Raw genomic sequence first — 18,077 nt, 5'->3', positions numbered from 1 at the left:
CTGTTTGTTTTCAGATTGTAATAGATATGAGCAGAAATAAAAAGAAAGTTATGTGGCAATATTATATCATTCTCGGTGCAGGAATAGTGCTGTTTATTTTTGCATTCTTAAGTTTAAGAAGTACTCTTTCATTCTTAAAGAAAGCAGAAAAGGCAACGGCAACCGTTACCTCATTGCGGGAATTTGAATCGGATGGAATAGTATTCAGTCCCCTCTTTACCTTCCGTACCCGGAATAATATTGAATATACCTATGAACTGCCGGAAGGCACCAATCCTTCAGCCTGGTCAGTAGGGGAGACGGAGACTGTTATTTACGATCCGAATGACCCTTCTTCCGTAGAATTATATACGTATTTCAGAATTTTTGCCTTGCCTTTAATCTTGATTTCTATTGCATTGCCATTACTGGTGATAGGAGGAGGTTATTTTATTGCAGACCAGTTTTTGAAATAACCAGCTCCTTCTGTATTTCTACTTTACCTTTTCAAGAAGATACAGTTTAGCTCCGGAAAATGCTAATTTTGGCATCAGGTTTCCTTCCAGAATCATAGTCTTATTATTGGCATCTATGACAGAAATATAATTGTTGGAATTGTATTCAATATAATTTTCCTTTTCTTTTGTTGAAGGATTTTTTCCGAACTCCATAGAATATTTCACCCAGTCTTCATCCTGTGAACTGCAGTGTACCGGTTTGAATTTAGACTTTTTAGCCTTGAAAACAATTTGATCAAAACCTTCCGTACAGTCTGAGGTGAATGAGCCGTCAGGATTCTGATCTTTTGAAAAATCCTCGAAAGAACCACGGTAAACACCTACCACTTTCCAGGTTCCGTCCAGACGGTCTTCATCAATCTTCCCTTTCGCTTTGCTTACCGCCCAGCTGATTCCGTTTACCGTTCCTTTTACGGCTTTATAACTTAAGCTTACAGCTCCCGATACCACTTTTGTAGCCGTTCTTACCACACATGAATTGAGAACAAGGACTGCCGAAGCCAGAAATATTATTTTCTTCATTTTGTCAAATTTTTTCAGGTACGAAGATAATGCTTTTGGAAAAACTGCTTGATGATGAATTGTGTTTTGCACATTTGGATAATACTTTCAGGCATCTTTAGGAATTCTGCTGTCTGGTTTACCGCCCGATAATCAGTATTCACCGTTCAATATGACCTGTTCAAAGTATTTACACTTATTCCTGGCTCTGTTTTACCATAATTTTACCATCACAAAACATCACGATTATGAATACTACATTGAACTTCAGTAAAAAAGTACAGGCCATTTTATCTTTGGTCATTTTTATAGGAATGGGAGTATGGTCTCTTAAAGCACAGACTTATACCACAGGCGGGAAAGATACAGAAAATACAGCTGTAAGATCAGCTTTCCAGAATACAAAGAAAATCAGAGCCGGGCTGCTGGATGTAGGCTATGCAGAAGTAGGGCCCGAAAATGGGAAACCTGTCATTCTTCTTCATGGATGGCCTTATGATATCCACAGTTTTGAACAATCCTCAGCTATCCTTGCTGAAAAAGGCTACCGTGTTTTGGTACCTTATTTAAGAGGTTATGGTACAACGACTTTTGTTTCACCCAATACAAAACGCAACGGCCAGCAGAGTGCTGTTGCATTGGATATCATTGCTTTTATGGATGCCCTGAAAATTGATAAAGCGATCATCGGCGGTTTTGACTGGGGAGCAAGAACTGCAGATATCATGGCAGCATTGTGGCCAGAACGTTGTACAGGCCTGGTTGCCGTAAGCGGATATTTAATTGGAAGCCCAAAGGCCAACGAAAAACCTCTCCCTCCAAATGCTGAACTTTTATGGTGGTACCAGTATTACTTTTCAACTGAAAGAGGGTATAAAGGCTATAAAGCCAATACTACAGCATTTAATAAACTGATCTGGAAAACGGCTTCACCAAAATGGGCTTTTGATGACCAGACCTACGAGCGCTCTGCCGGAGCATTCAATAATCCTGACCATGTTGATATTGTGATCCACAATTACCGCTGGCGTCTGGGATTGGCGAAAGGAGAAAAACAATATGATGCGTTTGAAGCTAAGCTGGCGAAGTCTCCTTCTATTACAGTCCCAACAGTTACGCTGGAAGGTGATGCCAACGGAGCTGCATTTCCTGCCCCGGAAAGTTATGCTTCCAGATATACAGGAAAATATGCCCATCATACCCTAACAGGCGGAATTGGACATAATTTACCACAGGAAGCTCCAAAAGCATTTGCAGATGCGATTGTAGAAGCAGACTCCATGTCACAGTCTAAATAAAATCTGTTGGATTTAAGAGGCTTTATCAAAAGTGTCATTCTGACGAAGGAAGAATCTCATTAATAAAAATTCTTCCTTCGTAAAATGGCAGTCAAATGATTTAATTGATGAGACAGTCTCTTTTTTACCCTAAACTATCCTTCAGAACCTTCTTCAAGCTTCAGTTTATTCACCAAAGGATTTGCATACATTGCAAGGAAATACTCCTTAGAAACGGGATCTGACGGATCTATACGCATTTCAAGCCTTCGGATAAACAACTGTTTCTCCTGTTCAGTATATTGTGAAGCGTAGGTATCTGTATTATGAATCAGATCGTAGGCAATATATTTTGTTGGCCAAAGCTTGTAATTCTTAATGATGGAATTATCAATCACCTGTGCAACAGCCTGCAATTGTTTGTTTTTATTCTCGATCGTAGCGGCAATTTCATCCAGTTCTGTATCAATAACGTCACCGGCATGCAGATGAATTCGTTTCTTTTGCCCTAATATACCGCTGAGCATAGTGGTAAAATCTTCATTTTTACCTTTGATGTATTCCTCATCCCTGTGCTGTGCCAGAAGCTGAGGCATTTTCAAGGAGTCCGTAGGATCATATTCGTAAGAAATAGATACAGGTACAATCTTTAAGGTTTTAAAATACTCTATCAGTGACTGATCTCCTGATGCCATGGCAAGCATTTTCAAAACACCCTGCTGAGTGGCATCATTACCGTTTTTAGTACGGCCTTCACGCTGAGCGATCCATACAGAGCGGTTTTCATGGTGTAATTGATAATCAATGTACTCAGACATGGTTTGTGAACTTTTAAGCTGATCACGAAGCGACAGTCCTCTTTGAACTAAAAAGTTACGGTTCAGTTTAGCCAATACATTCAAGAAGTTTCTTTTGACAAGATTATCCCCAATGGCTGAAGCAGTCATAATGTGGCCGCTTTCCAGAAGTGCAAGGTTAAGCAGTGAAGTATCCAGTACAATATCTCTGTGATTTGAAATGTAAAGGTATGGCGTATTTTTATCCAGCTTATCGAAGCCTGAGGTCGTTAAACCTTCAGAACTTTTTGCAAGGATCTGACGAACGGTATGTGCTACAAAATGATGCTGAAAATCACTTATAGAGTGGATCTCTTTAAACTGTTCCAGCCAGACCTGCTCATCCACACCGGGAAAAGTAAAGTTCATCAGTGCTTTCATCATAGGATCACGGGCTACACTCTGCAATCTTTCATTCACTTCATGATCATGAAAATACCGTATTTCATCAAACTTCGACATGCGATTATTTAAAAATTAAAACTTTTTGCAAAAGAACGAAAATTTATCTGGGGAATGGGTATAATGGGTGTTAAAGTATTATGAAGGGCGTAGGAGCTAATTGAAATAACCGTGTATAACAAAGCGCTCCACATACACACCCACCTTGTCATTCCGTAGGAATCTAAACTTTTATCTCATCATTATTATCCAAAAGCTTTTCTGTGTCTGGATTCCTACGGAATGACAAACAGTGCGGATAGTCTAAGCGAATAGTTTGTATTATTATCTAAAGCAAATAATTATTCATATAATGCATCATACACGCCCACCTTGTCATTCCGCAGGAATCTAAACTCTTTTTTATCATCATTTATTATCAAAAAGCTTTCTGTACCTGGATTCCTGCGGAATGACAAACAGTGTGGATAGTCTAAGCGAATAGTTTTTGTACCAAGGTCTGAAGCAAATAAGTATCCACATACGCATCATACCCGCTCACCTTGTCATTCCGCAGGAATCTAAACCTTTATTTTATCATCATTTATGTGAACATTCCATATCAAAACCAATTTTCAAACAGGTAATTCAAAAATTCTAAATTAGGATTTGTTCTCCTTATAAGTTCAAGCTTCTTAATTCTTGACCAGTTTTTAATTTCCTTTTCTCTTTCAATGGCGTTATGAATCCAATCATATTTCTCGTAATAAATTAGAAATTCAAGATTATATCTTGCTGTGAAGCTACTGGGGTTTAGCTTTGTTTTGTGTTGATGCAATCTCCTGTGGAGGTTTCCTGTAACGCCGGTATAAAGTACTTTTCTATTTTTATTGGTGAGAATATAGATATAGTAGGTATATCTTCCTTTTGAAAACTCAATCATTTGTGTGTTTGTTTTACAAAAGTTACAAAAAATATATTTCTACTAGGTTTTGCAATTGGGTTTAATCAAAAAACAATTGAAAGATGAAATGGTAGTTTCGTTCTCAATTGAGTATGCATACACATCATATACTCACCTTGTCATTCCGTAGGAATCTATGCTCTTTTTTATCATCATTTATTATCAAAAACCTTTCTGTGTCTGGATTCCTACGGAATGACAAACAGTGTGGATAGTCTAAATGAATACTTTGTATTATGGACTGGGGCAAATAATTATCCATATACACATCATACCCTCCCACCTTGTCATTCCGTAGGAATCTAAACTCTTATATTATGATCATTTATTATCAAAAAACCTTTCTGAATCTGGATTCCTACGGAATGACAAACTGTATGGATAGTCTAAACGAATAATTTGTGTTATAATCTAAAGCAAATAATTATCCATATACACATCATACACGCCCACCTTGTCATTCCGTAGGAATCTATGCTCTCATTCTATCATCAATTTATTATCAAATAACTTTCTGTGTCTGGATTCCTACGGAATGACAAACAGTGTGGATAATCTAAGTCAATACTTTGTATTATGGACTGAAGCAAATAAGTATCTATATATGCTTTACTTGTGATTCCGGAAGGAATCTAAACTTTTTATTATAAAATTTATATCCCAATCACTCTTTTAAGATACTTACATTCGAACTGCCTGAGCTAATAAAATTGTCTTTTGCAAATGATACAATATTTTGTTTCCATTGGTTAATCTCTTTGTGAGTGGAGATAAAAGCGATTCCGCAGGTAAGTTTATCCATTATTATATCATTTTCTATGGCTTCATCCTTTTTGTAAAACATCAAAAACTGAGCACCATCGGCATCTACTGCATTTTGCAAAAATTCGTAGACGGGCTGGCCATCCTTTGCCATGTCTAAAAATGATTTTAGCTTATTTTAGACCATTTTGAGTAGCACTGCTGCTATCCGTATCCCCAAAATATAAATCAAACCATCCTTTTGTTTTCGTAAACTCATAGATAAAAAAATACTGCTTATAAAAACAGTATTTGTATGGGTTTAGTCAAAGGTTATATCTTATATTTCCAGATATTTTAATTGGATTCCTACTTCAGTTTTCCATTCTAAGGGCCCACTTGCTGATCTTGCTAATGTAGCAGCAGCAGCTCTTGAGGAGGAAGTAAAAATATAGTCTTTTGTCAATTTATAAAATCCATTTTCTATTTCTATTATTCCCTCAGACAGCATTTTTCTTCTCTCAGATACAATACCATCAGATAGTGATGGCTGTTCGGCCATCATCAAAAGAGAATCTTTATATACAATAAAGCCTTCTGTAGAAGGGCTGCCTTTACCAGATGCACCAGCCCCATTTTTACAGAACAATATCAATTGACTGGTTTCATCCTGTTCTATTGTTTCTTCCAGGGATTCAAATATTTTATGTCCCAGAGCAGCGGTGAGTATTTTAATATTTGATAGAAACTCTTCCAGTTCTGCCTGTTCTGCTTCAGACAGCTCTGGTCGGTTAGGAGTGTTTTGATTGATTGTATATCGTTCTGCATTTAAAGCCAATTCATGTAAGCGATTCTCTAAATATTTAACACCAGCCTTATTTAAATACTGATCTTTACTACCAAAAAACAAGACTTCGTGCCAGAAATCCCTGTTAGTAATATGATGAGCAAGGCGGTCTGCAATTATTTCTGCTTCTCCAATATAGGCAACGTCTTCATTGTTATCTCCTTTACCAATCAGTATATATACGCCTGGCTTTCTAAACTCTGGGCGGGGACTGAATTCTCTTACTTTAATGCGTGGTACTTTTATACCTATTCCTGTCCAGTTACTAAGTTCTGCAGTGGTAAGGCTATGGGGAGTGCCATCTACAAGGAAGAGACGAATCGTTTTTCCAAAGGTGTTCATAAATAATTTAATGCTTTAATTATGGAAAGTTCCATGATTACTTGTTTACAACTAGCAATAATAATAAAAATCTCCAGTTTCTGCTTACGGGAAAACGTAATTTTCTTTAAAGTCACTATAAATATTGCTCAGAAATACCGCTAGCCCCTTCGGAAGTCCCTCTTACCCCTTCAACAAGCCCCTGGAGGGACTTATATAAGGGGATAGAAACCGTTGCTATACTAACTGGAGGGTGTTATTAAAGGGGGGGAAGAGGAGTAAAAGACTATTGTAAGAATCATGAGCACTATCCACCAGGCTTCATCGGTGGCGCAACCACCATTCCTTTGTTCCCTCTAATCATAAATCTTATTAATAAATTCTTTGCGTTTTAAAAATTTCCTACTTCTTCAGATACAATGATATATTATTTGTTTTAAACGCAAGGACGCAAAGTTTTTTAATATTGATCTGTTTTTTAAGGCGCAAGAAAATCAAAGATTTTCAGCAAGTGAGTATTATATTGGGATATAGAAATTTTATCGGAGATAATATCCTAGTGCCTTAAAAACCCTCCTTATAATAAGAAGTTGCGCCTTTGCGATTGCCAACCAAAATATGGTAAACAGATAACCATAAGAATAATGGGGTCTAGACCGCTACTATATATTTTGTTTCAAATATATTTCAGACTATTTGTAATACATTATGGGATTCCGTAAATACAATAGTTATTTCTAATCTGTTCATATAATTATAATAAAACCTTCTAAAAATTAGAAGGTTTTATACTTATTTTTTACAAGAGGATTTGATACTATTAATGAGTAGATTTAAATAAACTACGAATTTAAATCCATAGCAACAACTTTCGCTCTCCTACACATCCACTTCCTCAATCTCCACACCGGCAAATACACAAATACCACAGACAAAATCCCAGCTAAAATACCCACTACCACAGCCATTGCCGTAGCATCCAGCTTATAATCCTTTGAGAAATTATATTGTCCTATAAAGAGGAGGGAGAGTACCAATGAGCCTGTAATCAAGCCGTGTAGGATGCTTAGCTTGGTCATTAACTTTTTAATATTCAACTGTTCGTCTACCGTAAACTCTATGGCTTCCTGGCTGGCGGCATCCGTTACTCTTTTGATGATATCAATGGTAAGGACTACAGGAAGGAAAATGGCCATCGGCAGGGTAAGACGTGCCAGATTTTGGGTTCCTGAGAAAAAATGGGTGTAGCCTAACTCTTTGAAGCTGGCATAGGCAATAATGAAATTAAAAAATACATTCGGGAGGACATAGTAAATCGTACGCTTGATGAGAAAGCGTTTCAGGGTGGTTTTCTTGATGATTTTAGGCTTCGGAGGCTTTATTTTAAATTTCATAGAGAGGTGGTCAATAGCTCAATGGCTTTATCTTTTATCAGATGGGCTTCTTCTTTGGGAAGAAAATTTTCATTGGACATGAAGGTGAAGTCCATTTGATGGTTGTACGTACTGGTCACAAGGGTGGTTGAGTTCAGCCATGGGAAAGCCACGGTAGGACTGAACACGGTTTCCAGGTTGAAATTGGTGTAATCATTCGGGATATTCACCTTTCCCATATTGGATAAGGTCACATCATGCCCGCCTTCGCTTGATTTCAGCATCCTGATCATGCGGCTTACAATAGGGTGCATACGTTCTCCCATCCAAAGCAGTTCACGGGCTTCAAGCTTACTGATTTTCTCAATAAGGTCTCTTTTGATCTGTTTGGCATTGTCCAGAACATCCTTGCTGTCTTTCTTGATGGAAAGCTCCACCGTTGGGGCAAAAGCAAACAAATGATCTTCTTTGATTTCGGGAATGAAATGGCGTACATCTACAGGGCTGATCACCTTACCTTTGGCACGGTCTCCCTGAATATCACGGAAGGCCTGCATCACGGAAGAACACAGTAAAGCATGGACGGAGATTCCATTGGTCTTACATTTTTCAGTAATCAGTTTCGTATCCTCCGGAGTCATTTTCCAGTGGATGGCGTAGTTTTTTCCAAGGTTTCTCTTTTTACTTTTTCGCTGGATAGAAAAGAATATTCTGGCGAACAGCAGATAAAGACTGGCCTTATATTTTTTAATTCCTGTATTAAAATCCGAAGGCAGAAAATCATCTACCGATTCAAAAGCAACATAAGGAATTAATGGCGAATAAGGATTGTCTAGTAAACTCAAAAGTTCACGCATCAAAGTCACTCCAGTAGTTCCGTCTGAAATGCAGTGAGGCATGATCCAGAGGATTTCGGAAGTATCCTGTCCTTTCACCCATACTACTTCGGCCAGAGGCTTTTTGGGTTGGTCAAAGAGTTGGAACCATCCTTTTTCAGATTCTTTGAACCAGTCATCATCTGTCTTTCGTTCTACAATACGGAGTGGAATAGGTTCAATATCTCTCTGTCCCATAAAATAAGGATACCGTCCGATTGTATGATCAACGATAGCCCTCAGCATGGGATGTTTCTGCTGGATTTTGATCAGAGCTGTTTTAAAAGTTTCCTCAGAAATCTGCCCATTGATCTTTGCGGTATAAATGCAGTTTAAAGGTGTTTCAGGATCTACATACATGATCCTTTCCACCATCATTAATGGTCTTTTGATCATGATACTGCTTTCTGTTTAACTTGTGAATAAATTGTCTCTAGAACCTCATCACGGATGGCCGATACTTCAGAATACGGTATATAGCCCTCGCTTCCCATGATAGAAAAATCCATTCTTCCACGATAGGTAGAAACCACAAGGGTAGTGGTATTTCCCAGCGGACCAATGACCGATGGACTGAAGATGGTTTCTACCGAAAACTCTTTATATTCATGCGGAATCTGAAGCGGTCCCAGATTAGAAAACATACAGTCGTTGGATGACTTTCCGTTCTTTAGCAGCCTGGTGAAATTTTTCAGTGCATCATGTCCGGACTCCATGACCATCATGGTGATATACGGATCCAGCTTTGCGGCTTTTTGTTGAACAGATTTCTGCATCGCACGGAGATTCTCTGTAAAGCTTAGCTTTTCATCAGAAGAAATCACGATCATCAGCCCGAAAGCGAAAATGTGGTCTTCTTTAATCTGCTTGGCAAAACGTCTGATGTCTACGGGACAGGAAACTTTGTTGAAGGATTTTTTACCTCTCACTTTTTTAAATGCATGCAATAGCGCTACACTCAAAAATGTATTGACGGTCACTTCCTGAGATTTGCAATAAGCAATGACTTCCTGACTTGTCGTCTCATCCAGTTTTCCATGGATCAGATAGTCAGTCTGTCTTTCAACAGGTTTTTTGTTTACCGGAAGCCATTTGATTGCTGTAGCTGCCAGTCTTCCGATAAATTTAGCTTTCAGTTTCTGTTTTCTGCTGTTCAGAATATGGGCAGGAACTACATCCTGTATTCCCAGTATCGGATTTTCTATTCCTATATCGGCAGCCGGATTGTCTAGGACGATGAGAAATTCTTTTAAAAAGGCCATTGCAGAACCACCATCGCATAAACAATGGTGAAACGCAAACAGCATATCTGAAACTTCTTCCCCTTTGATCCAGATAAACCGGATCAGGGGTAATTTTTCGTAATTAAAAGTGGTGTTCCATTCTTTCCTGGATTCTTCCTGCCACTGATCTTCACTTTGTCTGGTGATGATTCTTACAGGAATGGAAACAGGTTTTTCCGGAACATTGAACCACGGAATATTTTTTTCATCATGGCTGATTAATGCTCGCAGCCAGGGGTGTTTATTTTGAATTTTGGCTAATGCCTGCTGGATCTCTTTTAATGTAAAAGTTCCTCTCAGTCTGAACGGAATGACCGCGTTAAAAGGTTCTGTTCCATCTCCCAGTAACATGCGCTCACCAAATAGCAATCTTCTTTTCATATGCTGATATCTATCTTTTTAAGGTCTTATGAAGCCCCAGGTCTTCATCTGCCTTTGTGTTTACAAATCATTGCGATTCCATAATTATACGGAAGCTAGTGTTGAATGCTCCTGTACAAAATTTTCTAATAACTCTACTGCTTTATCATTACCGCCGGCAAGGGTAAATGTATTTCTGACCTCCTGAGCAGCGGTTCTGTATTTTGGATTTTCCAACAATTCAAAAACAGTTTCACGAAGGGCATCTACACGCAGTCTTTTGTATCGGATGCTGATTCCGCAGCCTGCCTGCTCAATCAGTTTTGCAATATGGAAATGATCGTAAGCGATAGGCGTGATCAACATTGGTAAACCATTACGGAATGTATCGTTTACAGTATTGAAACCACCGTGGCAAATTACCATGTCCATTTGCTGCATCACCGCAGACTGAGGAACAAAGCTGTTCACGATAAAATTGTCCGGCCATTCTTCAAAGATTTCCGGTGGAGTAGCGGCAATCACTGTTACCGGCTGGTCTTTGAACGCAGCGATGATTTTTTCAAAGAAAGCTTTTCTGATATCTACGAGCAGCGTTCCCAATGATACGAAAATCTTTGGAGTGGTAGACGCATTTAATTTATCCCAGTCGAATGGAGCATCGTTAGGACGTCCTTTTACCGGACCTACAAATTTCATATGAGACGGAACGGTTTCAAATCCTGCGAAAGCCTGTGATGTAAACACCATATTCAGTTTGTGAGAATGGATATAAATTCCTTCCTCATGAATTCCTACTTCTTTTTGCAGGTCTTTGATGAGGTTTTGCTGCCATTCCCAGATTTTTGGAGCACTTTTTTCCGTATCTCCCATTACGTCCGGCGGAACAGGAGTTGTTGTTACACAAGGAATATTGTGTTTGTGAGCAAAAAGAGCCCCTCCGAAAGTGATACAGTCATTCACGATAACATCCGGCATCCAGCTTTCTGTCAGTCTGGTTAATCCCGGCATCATCATTTTAGCGAAAGGAACATAGGTTTCTTCCAGTGCCAGTTTCATTACTTCAGGACCTGAACAGGCCGGGCCGTCATCCTGTCTTTTTAAAATACGGGCAATTTCCTCCTGATACGGAATAAGATCTTCTTCAGGATAGAAATAAGAACCTCCTTCCGGAATATGTTTACTGTCTAAAGGCGTAATTCCGAACCATTTTACTTCATGTCCGCGGGCAATTAAACTTGCTCCCACACTTAAAGTAGGACTCACATGTCCGAAAAACGGAGGAATAACGAATAAAAACTTAGACGGTTTTTCAGGTTTTGAAGCCTTTGATATAGCTTGTTCCAACAAATTAGCTGCTGTAGCTGAGCCTCCTGCTTCCACAAAAGATTGTCCCACTTTCTGAGCTGCTTCTTTGTAGCTCGGATTATTTAAAATCTGGTGTACCGCTTCTCTCAGGTGATTGGCTTTAAATCTGTTAAAATTAAGACGTTCTCCTGCTTCTGTACGCACAACACGTCCTGCAACATGTGACTGGTCATAGGCAATCGGGATCACGACCAAAGGAATACCGTGTGATAGTGTTTCAGATACGGTATTGTGACCACCATGGCATACCACACCGTCAAGATGAGGTAACAGATCAAGTTGAGGAACCTGCTGATAGACCATAAAGTTATCCGGCCATTGCTCGAAAAGCTGCGGATCGGAAACCACTACAACGGTTAAATTTTCATCCTTAAAGGCATCAATGACCTTTTGGAAAAATGCTTTTTTATGATCATGATCGAAGGTAGTCCCAATGCTTACCAGTATCTTTTTGTTGTCATTGCTTTTTAATTTCTCCCAGTCAAACTCACATGAGATACGTCTTTCAGTAAGAACGGGACCTGTGAACTGATATTGAGAAGGGAGATCATCCATTTCGCCAAAGAAATAATTGGAGGTCAGAACAAGCGCCAACAGGTCTGAAGTCGCCAGAGAACGTTCTTCCTGGAAACCAAGTTCTTTCTGCAGAGCCACAATCTGATTCACTTCCCATTCATGTACTTTAGGCAGCTCATTCATGATTTTAATGGCCGCCGGAGCGGTAACGGAAGTCGCGTAAGGAATTCCCAGCGTTTTCGCTGCAACAGGAGCGGCAAATAACTGATGGTCTCCGATAATCAAATCAGGTTGGTATGTTTTAAGTAAAGAAACAACTCCATTATAGCAATGTCTGTTCAGCGGGATAAGAACCTCTTCATAAAGGAACTTCACGCTGTCAATTCCATATACTACTTTCTTTGAAATAATATCGAGATATTGTTCGCTTTCTTTTTTTTCTTCGTCGGTCTGATCGTACTGGATCAGTAATAATTTTCCTCCCTCGGGAAGTTTAGCCTCTAAAGTCGGGTCAAGGCTGATCCAGGCTACTTCATGTCCTCTTTCCAACAGAGTAGCACCGATGCTTAAGGTAGGGTTGACATGTCCTGTCAATGGTGGAACTATAAATGCAAATTTAGCCATGGTTTTTCGTTAAGATATTAGATAAAAATTGAACGATCGTTTCTGCAATCAGATTCGGTTCCTGAATAGGAATATTATGATCACCCGGAATTAATTCAAGTTCAGACTGGCTGATTTGAGATTGCAGCCACTCACCGGTAGGTCTGCAGTTCGAATCAGCGCCATAAAGCAATAAAGCAGGAGCCGTCAAACCACTGAATTGAGCTTCATCCAGGAAATGTTTCTCCCTGATCATATCGGCTTTAATGCTGGTCTGATTAAACAGAAATTCATACATACGGTGGTTCTTTTCCATTTGTCTTTTCCCCATCTGTACTTTGGTGGTATCTGTAAAATTGGCTACATAATGCTCAAGGAATTCTTTGCTGTATTCATCAATGATGTTACGGGCTTTTTCGTCCTGAGGATCCGGAGCTTCCATTACTACAAGCTGATTCACGCGGTCCGGGTATTCTAAAGCTGTTTTTAAAGCAATAAGACCTCCGAAGCTATAGCCTACAAGGTGTACTTTTTCCAGTTGTAGATGATCTATTAAACCTATCAGATCGGATGACATATTGTCAAGGTCGTACCCATCCGGAAAGCGTTCACTCATACCGTGGCTTTTCAGATCGTACATCACCACATGGAAATGCTTGGCCAGCACAGGGGCAATATTAAAATAATAAATAGACAGGTTACTGAACATACCGTGGATGAGTACCACGGTTTGTTCGGCTCCTTTATTGAGTTCCTGTATATGAACTTGTCTGTTATTGACAGTGATTATTGGCATTCGTAGATATAATTGATGATCATACTAAGGTCAAGATTGATAAGCTGGTCAAGATCCATAGAAGATAACCAACCTGTAAAGTCGATCTGATCGCCAAAATGCGCTTTGATCTTTTCAGAGAAAGAGACAATCTCGATGCTGTCCATTTCAAGATCTTTGGTGAATGAACTTTCAGGAGTAATGTCCATCTCTTCTACAAATTCAGCACCTATCACTTCAGTAATAAAACCTTTTAATAAAGTAAAAAGTTCTTCGTGGTTCATTTTTAATGTTGCGTTTACAGTGTCCATCCGATAATATAATTTTTATGTTTAATAATTTTGATTTCAATATTGTTGATCCACAGGTGATCGTCTTTTATCATTTCGACTTCGAAGGCTTTAGGATTTCCTTTCAGTCCTGTTCCCAGGAACTTTCCGTAAGCTTCCTTAGCTACCCAGAAACGGGTAGTCCATTCTGCCTGATCTCTGTCTTTTAATAAGGCTAATTCGTTGTCGGTAAATACCATGTCGTAGAATCCGGCGCTGCGTTCTTCCATCAGTTCCATGTCGATTCCTACAGATTTTCCATATCTCGCGATTCCCACGGCTTCTTTGCCTTTGTGAGCTAATGAAATATGAATATCTTCTGTAAAATCACTGATGAGGTAAGGTTTTCCCACTTCATCGGAACGGATCTCAAACGTAATCGGGAAGCAGGCATGATTTTTTTCCTGACGAAGAAGATTTCTCACGGCATCTTTTACAGCCACACGGCTTACCATCCAGTTTTTCTTTTTGTTGGGTAATAATTGCTGGTGATGCTGTTTTTCCGTTTGGTTGAAATATCTTTTCAGGATAAAATCCCATGAAGCCACTCTGGTATAGGCTTGGTGGAAAAAGAATACTTCAGGAGCAATCTCTTCCGAAAGTCTGTTGTGCAGCGGTGACATGGAAACATTCCATAGAGCGGCATCAATTTCCAGTCTTCTGTTCTGCCAGCCCGTAATGGCGCACCATACTTTTCCGTCTCTTTTCAGAATGATATTGGCGATGGCAAATTCATCATTAAGCTCGGTCAGCATACAGGTGCATTCAAAAATACCTTCCTGATCATGCATATCACCGAAGAATTCGATATCTCTGATTTTTACAGGGAATGCAATACGGTCTTTTACCAAAGTAAGCTGTAGCCAAAGCCCGAATAACTGTCCTGCATTGTCCAGCAGAGAACCTTTACCGCCGTTTCCTTTGATTTTTCCGATGATTCCTTTATCTCCAACAGCAGAAATTTCAGTAATTCCCTGATATTTTTCTCCATGGAACATGTGCATGTCATAGATTTCTTCAGGTGTTCTTTCGATGGGTAAAAGATTACCGATGGAAAGATTGAAATTCGGTGTTGGCACAGGAGAGGATTTTAAGATCACTTCTGCGTTGGCGAAGTTTTCAATATCCAGGTAAGCATGGTTGGCCCCACGCCATTCTCCTTTTACGGTTTTATCGAAAGGTTTGGCAACATTCATCCATTGGAATACACTTACGTTCATGATTTTATGAACCAGCGTTCCCTGAATTTCCGCTTCTGCAATTTCTGCAAGCTGCTCAAAGATCATCGTCATCGGAATTACCGGTTCCATATCCGCTACATGAGCCCAACCTTTTGGCTGTCTCAATAAGCTGTGATCGATCAGGTAAGGATGACTTTCCAGGGTGACATACAAGTCTTTGGTGAAAGTTGTACTTCTTGGTGTTTTTGGAGCAACATGTACTGCAGGAGAAGGACGCTGAATCGTAATTTCCGGACGGTTTTGGAATAATGTCAATACTTCTTCCTGCATACGGATCATATCGGCAACATTGTCCTGGAATGCCTGTACCAGCGGATGCCCGGATTTTGTAGCAATAGCTGAAGCCGTTGCGGTATATTGTTTTGGTGCCTCAAATGATTGAGCCAGCGCTTTCACTTCTTTAAAATTACGGATAATAGGAGAGCCTAATTCCAGTTTAATGCCTTTTCCTGATGCTCTTTTCGTGTGATTCTGAATCTCCAAAAAGTCAAGGGCAATTGTTTTACCTTCTACAAATAGTGAAGCGACTACACGCTGTAACTGCGCCAATGCAGAACGGGTAGGAACGCTGGAAGCAATCGTACTGAATGTTTTTCCTTTTAAGGTATCATCAATAAATCCGATCAGCCCTCCGGTACCCACCTGAATGAATACTCTTGCGCCTTCTTCATATAATCTGTCCGTCAGTTCACGGAAACGAACAGGCTGAACCAAATGCTCTGCACTCAGTTTTCTGATCGCTGCCTGATCTGCAGGATAAGGTTCTAATGTGGTAGCAGACCACAATGGGATTTTTGTCTGCTGAAACTGTGCTTTTTCCATTCCTGCAAGGATCACATCCAGTTTATCGGCAATAAAAGGGGAGTGGAATCCTGACTGGAACGGCAATACCTGATGAAAGATCTGCTTTGCTTTTAATAAAGGAACCAATTCATCCAAAGCAGCATTGCTTCCACAAAGAATCACCTGATTAGGGCAGTTGTCATTGGATACATACAGGTTTGAAATTTCATCAATAAAAGGTTTTATTGCTTCAATACCAGCTCCAATAGCAATGAATTTGGAATCTTTTAATTCAAAAGTTTCGGGATTCAGCACATCGATTAAGGCTTTTACAGAATTCGCTTCTGCCAGCTCAGATGAATATCCTGCCAGCCATTCTCCTAAACTGTGTCCGGCATTCATATCTGGAATAATTCCCAGTTTTTTCAGTGAATTGTCAAGGATACTGCAGTTGTTGAAAATGTTTAAAGCATCTGTTAAAAGTCCTTCACCTTCCGTTTCTATAGGTGCCGTTAATCCGAAATAGCGGCTTACGGTATCTATTTCACCTTTGGCCAGGCCGTCTAAGCCCGGAAATACAAAGGCTACCTTACCGCCATCCTTTAATAATGGGGTAGAGGTGTACCATATATCCTGTTTGTTTTTCCAGATGATATTCTTGGAAACAATTTTAATGGCTTTTTCTATTCTTGCAGGCGTTGGATCGAAGATAGCTACTCTGAAATCTCCTTCACCAATGGCTGTTTCGTTATTTTGTAATGCTGAAAGCAGTTCTTCATGGGTAGGTCTGGCCAATATCAACACGTGATCTTTTTTCGGCATATCATAGCCTTCCAAAACAACGTGAGCATTGATTCCTCCAAATCCGAAAGCATTTACTGCTGCTATTTTTGGCAGTCCTGTTTTTGACCAGTTTTTAGCTTCCTGTATCGGTTCAAATCTTGTATTCTGCATCTCTGCAGTAGGATTCTCACAATATAATGTTGGCGGTAAAGTATCATGGTGTAAAGCCAGACAGGTTTTGATCAATCCAGCGATTCCTGCAGCAGGCATTGCATGTCCGATATTGGATTTCACAGATCCGATACCAGCCACCGGAGTTTCTTCTTCTTTACCAAAGAACTGAGCCAAGGTTTGAAGTTCTGTTTTATCTCCAAGCGGTGTTCCTGTGCCATGAGCTTCAAGATATCCGACTTTATTTTTATCTAAATCAGCATTGATCCAGGCTTGTTCCAACGCTTTGAGCTGACCTTTTACGGACGGGCTCATTACGCTGGTTCCGGTACCGTCACTGCTTACACCCACGCCTTTAATAACGGCATAGATTTTATCCTGATCGCGAACAGCGTCTTCTAGTCGTTTTAACACGACGAAACCACAACCTTCACCAATCAGCAATCCGTCAGCATCCATACTGAATGGCTTGATCTGCTGTTGACGAGACATTGCACCCAGTTGGGCAAAAATACTCCAGAAAGCAGCGTTCTGTCCTGTGTGTACACCTCCAGCAATCATAATATCGGAACGACCTCTCTGAAGTTCCTGTACGGCATGATCTACAGCAATAAGTGCAGATGCACAAGCGGCATCTACCGTAAATGCAGCACCACCTAAATTGAAACGGTTGGCTACAAGAGAGGCAACAAGGTTGGGAATTAATCCCATAGCAGTATCGGCTGCAAAACGCCCTTTGCGTTCCTGAAAAGCATGTTTTACTTTTTCAATATCTGCAGAAGAAACCTGAGGCAGCAATTCCTGTAATAATGAGGATATCTGTTCTCCGGTTCTTACAATTTCGATGGCTCGGGTAGCTCCTGGACCGGTATAGTTTCCTTTACCGATGATGATTCCCGCTTTTTCAAGGGAAGTATTCTTTTGAAATACGCCTGCATCTTCCAGTGCTTTCTGTACCAGATCAAGGGTAAGCAAATGGTCAGGTTCCGTTCCTTCAACAGCCAATGGCAAAATACCAAATGCTGTAGGATCGAATGTATAATCAGGGATAAATCCTCCTCGTTGACAATAAAAACGGTCAACGGGACTTGTGGTATCACTGAAATGAACCGGATCTATCCGATCAGCCGGAGCCAGCTCGGTAGAATCGACTTTATTGACAATATTCTGCCAAAAAGTGTTGGCATCCTGTGCCCCGGGAAAGACACAGGATAAGCCAATTACAGCAACATCTGTTTTTTTCATACTTAGT

General features: G+C 40.0%; 14 protein-coding genes. 2 read left to right on the top strand and 12 right to left on the bottom strand.

What is annotated here, in order from left to right; all coding sequences use genetic code 11:
• Positions 1-26 precede the first annotated feature (26 nt).
• Entirely contained in the window at positions 27-455 is a 429-nt protein-coding gene (locus AC57AW_RS18890) for a DUF3592 domain-containing protein (protein ID WP_496353127.1), read from the top strand.
• Between the two features lie 18 nt (positions 456-473).
• Here AC57AW_RS18890 and AC57AW_RS18885 read toward each other — a convergent pair whose 3' ends face one another.
• Positions 474-1,019 carry a hypothetical protein gene (locus AC57AW_RS18885; RefSeq protein WP_496353126.1) on the bottom strand — a complete coding sequence of 182 codons (546 nt, stop codon included), beginning with the start codon at positions 1,017-1,019 and terminating at the stop codon, positions 474-476.
• A 227-nt stretch (positions 1,020-1,246) separates the two neighbouring features.
• On the opposite strand from AC57AW_RS18885, the gene AC57AW_RS18880 reads away from it, so the two are divergent.
• Positions 1,247-2,296, top strand: a complete 1,050-nt coding sequence (locus AC57AW_RS18880) for an alpha/beta fold hydrolase (RefSeq protein WP_496353125.1) — start codon at positions 1,247-1,249, stop codon at positions 2,294-2,296.
• Positions 2,297-2,430: 134 nt separating this feature from the next.
• Here AC57AW_RS18880 and AC57AW_RS18875 read toward each other — a convergent pair whose 3' ends face one another.
• The 11 genes from AC57AW_RS18875 to AC57AW_RS18825 all read right to left on the bottom strand — a co-directional run bounded on the left by AC57AW_RS18875 (position 2,431) and on the right by AC57AW_RS18825 (position 18,070).
• The gene (locus AC57AW_RS18875; RefSeq protein ID WP_496353124.1) at positions 2,431-3,573 is read right to left on the bottom strand and encodes a 1-acyl-sn-glycerol-3-phosphate acyltransferase; all 1,143 of its coding nucleotides are present in this window, start codon (positions 3,571-3,573) and stop codon (positions 2,431-2,433) included.
• Positions 3,574-4,114: 541 nt separating this feature from the next.
• The gene (locus AC57AW_RS18870; RefSeq protein ID WP_496353123.1) at positions 4,115-4,435 is read right to left on the bottom strand and encodes a GIY-YIG nuclease family protein; all 321 of its coding nucleotides are present in this window, start codon (positions 4,433-4,435) and stop codon (positions 4,115-4,117) included.
• Between the two features lie 685 nt (positions 4,436-5,120).
• The gene (locus tag AC57AW_RS18865) at positions 5,121-5,372 is read right to left on the bottom strand and encodes a hypothetical protein (protein WP_496353122.1); all 252 of its coding nucleotides are present in this window, start codon (positions 5,370-5,372) and stop codon (positions 5,121-5,123) included.
• A gap of 165 nt (positions 5,373-5,537) precedes the next feature.
• Positions 5,538-6,386, bottom strand: a complete 849-nt coding sequence (locus AC57AW_RS18860) for a GIY-YIG nuclease family protein (RefSeq protein ID WP_496353121.1) — start codon at positions 6,384-6,386, stop codon at positions 5,538-5,540.
• A gap of 821 nt (positions 6,387-7,207) precedes the next feature.
• The gene (locus AC57AW_RS18855; protein WP_496353120.1) at positions 7,208-7,759 is read right to left on the bottom strand and encodes a hypothetical protein; all 552 of its coding nucleotides are present in this window, start codon (positions 7,757-7,759) and stop codon (positions 7,208-7,210) included.
• Complete coding sequence (locus AC57AW_RS18850) at positions 7,756-9,009, bottom strand: phthiocerol/phthiodiolone dimycocerosyl transferase family protein (RefSeq protein ID WP_496353119.1); 1,254 nt, start codon at positions 9,007-9,009, stop codon at positions 7,756-7,758. Before AC57AW_RS18850 ends, AC57AW_RS18855 begins: the two co-directional genes overlap by 4 nt.
• Positions 9,006-10,277, bottom strand: coding sequence for a condensation domain-containing protein (locus AC57AW_RS18845; RefSeq protein WP_496353118.1), 1,272 nt, complete (start codon positions 10,275-10,277; stop codon positions 9,006-9,008). Before AC57AW_RS18845 ends, AC57AW_RS18850 begins: the two co-directional genes overlap by 4 nt.
• Before the next feature lie 84 nt (positions 10,278-10,361).
• Complete coding sequence (locus tag AC57AW_RS18840; RefSeq protein WP_496353117.1) at positions 10,362-12,764, bottom strand: glycosyltransferase; 2,403 nt, start codon at positions 12,762-12,764, stop codon at positions 10,362-10,364.
• Positions 12,757-13,539, bottom strand: a complete 783-nt coding sequence (locus tag AC57AW_RS18835; protein WP_496353116.1) for an alpha/beta fold hydrolase — start codon at positions 13,537-13,539, stop codon at positions 12,757-12,759. Before AC57AW_RS18835 ends, AC57AW_RS18840 begins: the two co-directional genes overlap by 8 nt.
• Positions 13,530-13,829, bottom strand: a complete 300-nt coding sequence (locus AC57AW_RS18830; RefSeq protein ID WP_002977699.1) for an acyl carrier protein — start codon at positions 13,827-13,829, stop codon at positions 13,530-13,532. Before AC57AW_RS18830 ends, AC57AW_RS18835 begins: the two co-directional genes overlap by 10 nt.
• Entirely contained in the window at positions 13,817-18,070 is a 4,254-nt protein-coding gene (locus AC57AW_RS18825) for a type I polyketide synthase (protein ID WP_496353115.1), read from the bottom strand. The genes AC57AW_RS18830 and AC57AW_RS18825 overlap by 13 nt, the downstream gene beginning before the upstream one ends.
• Positions 18,071-18,077: the final 7 nt, after the last annotated feature.

It is taken from the genome of Chryseobacterium sp. BGA-UO-ETr-SB22 (genome assembly GCF_059567885.1).
Note: the sequence above shows the minus strand (reverse complement) of the source record. Positions and strands in the feature narration are given on the sequence as shown.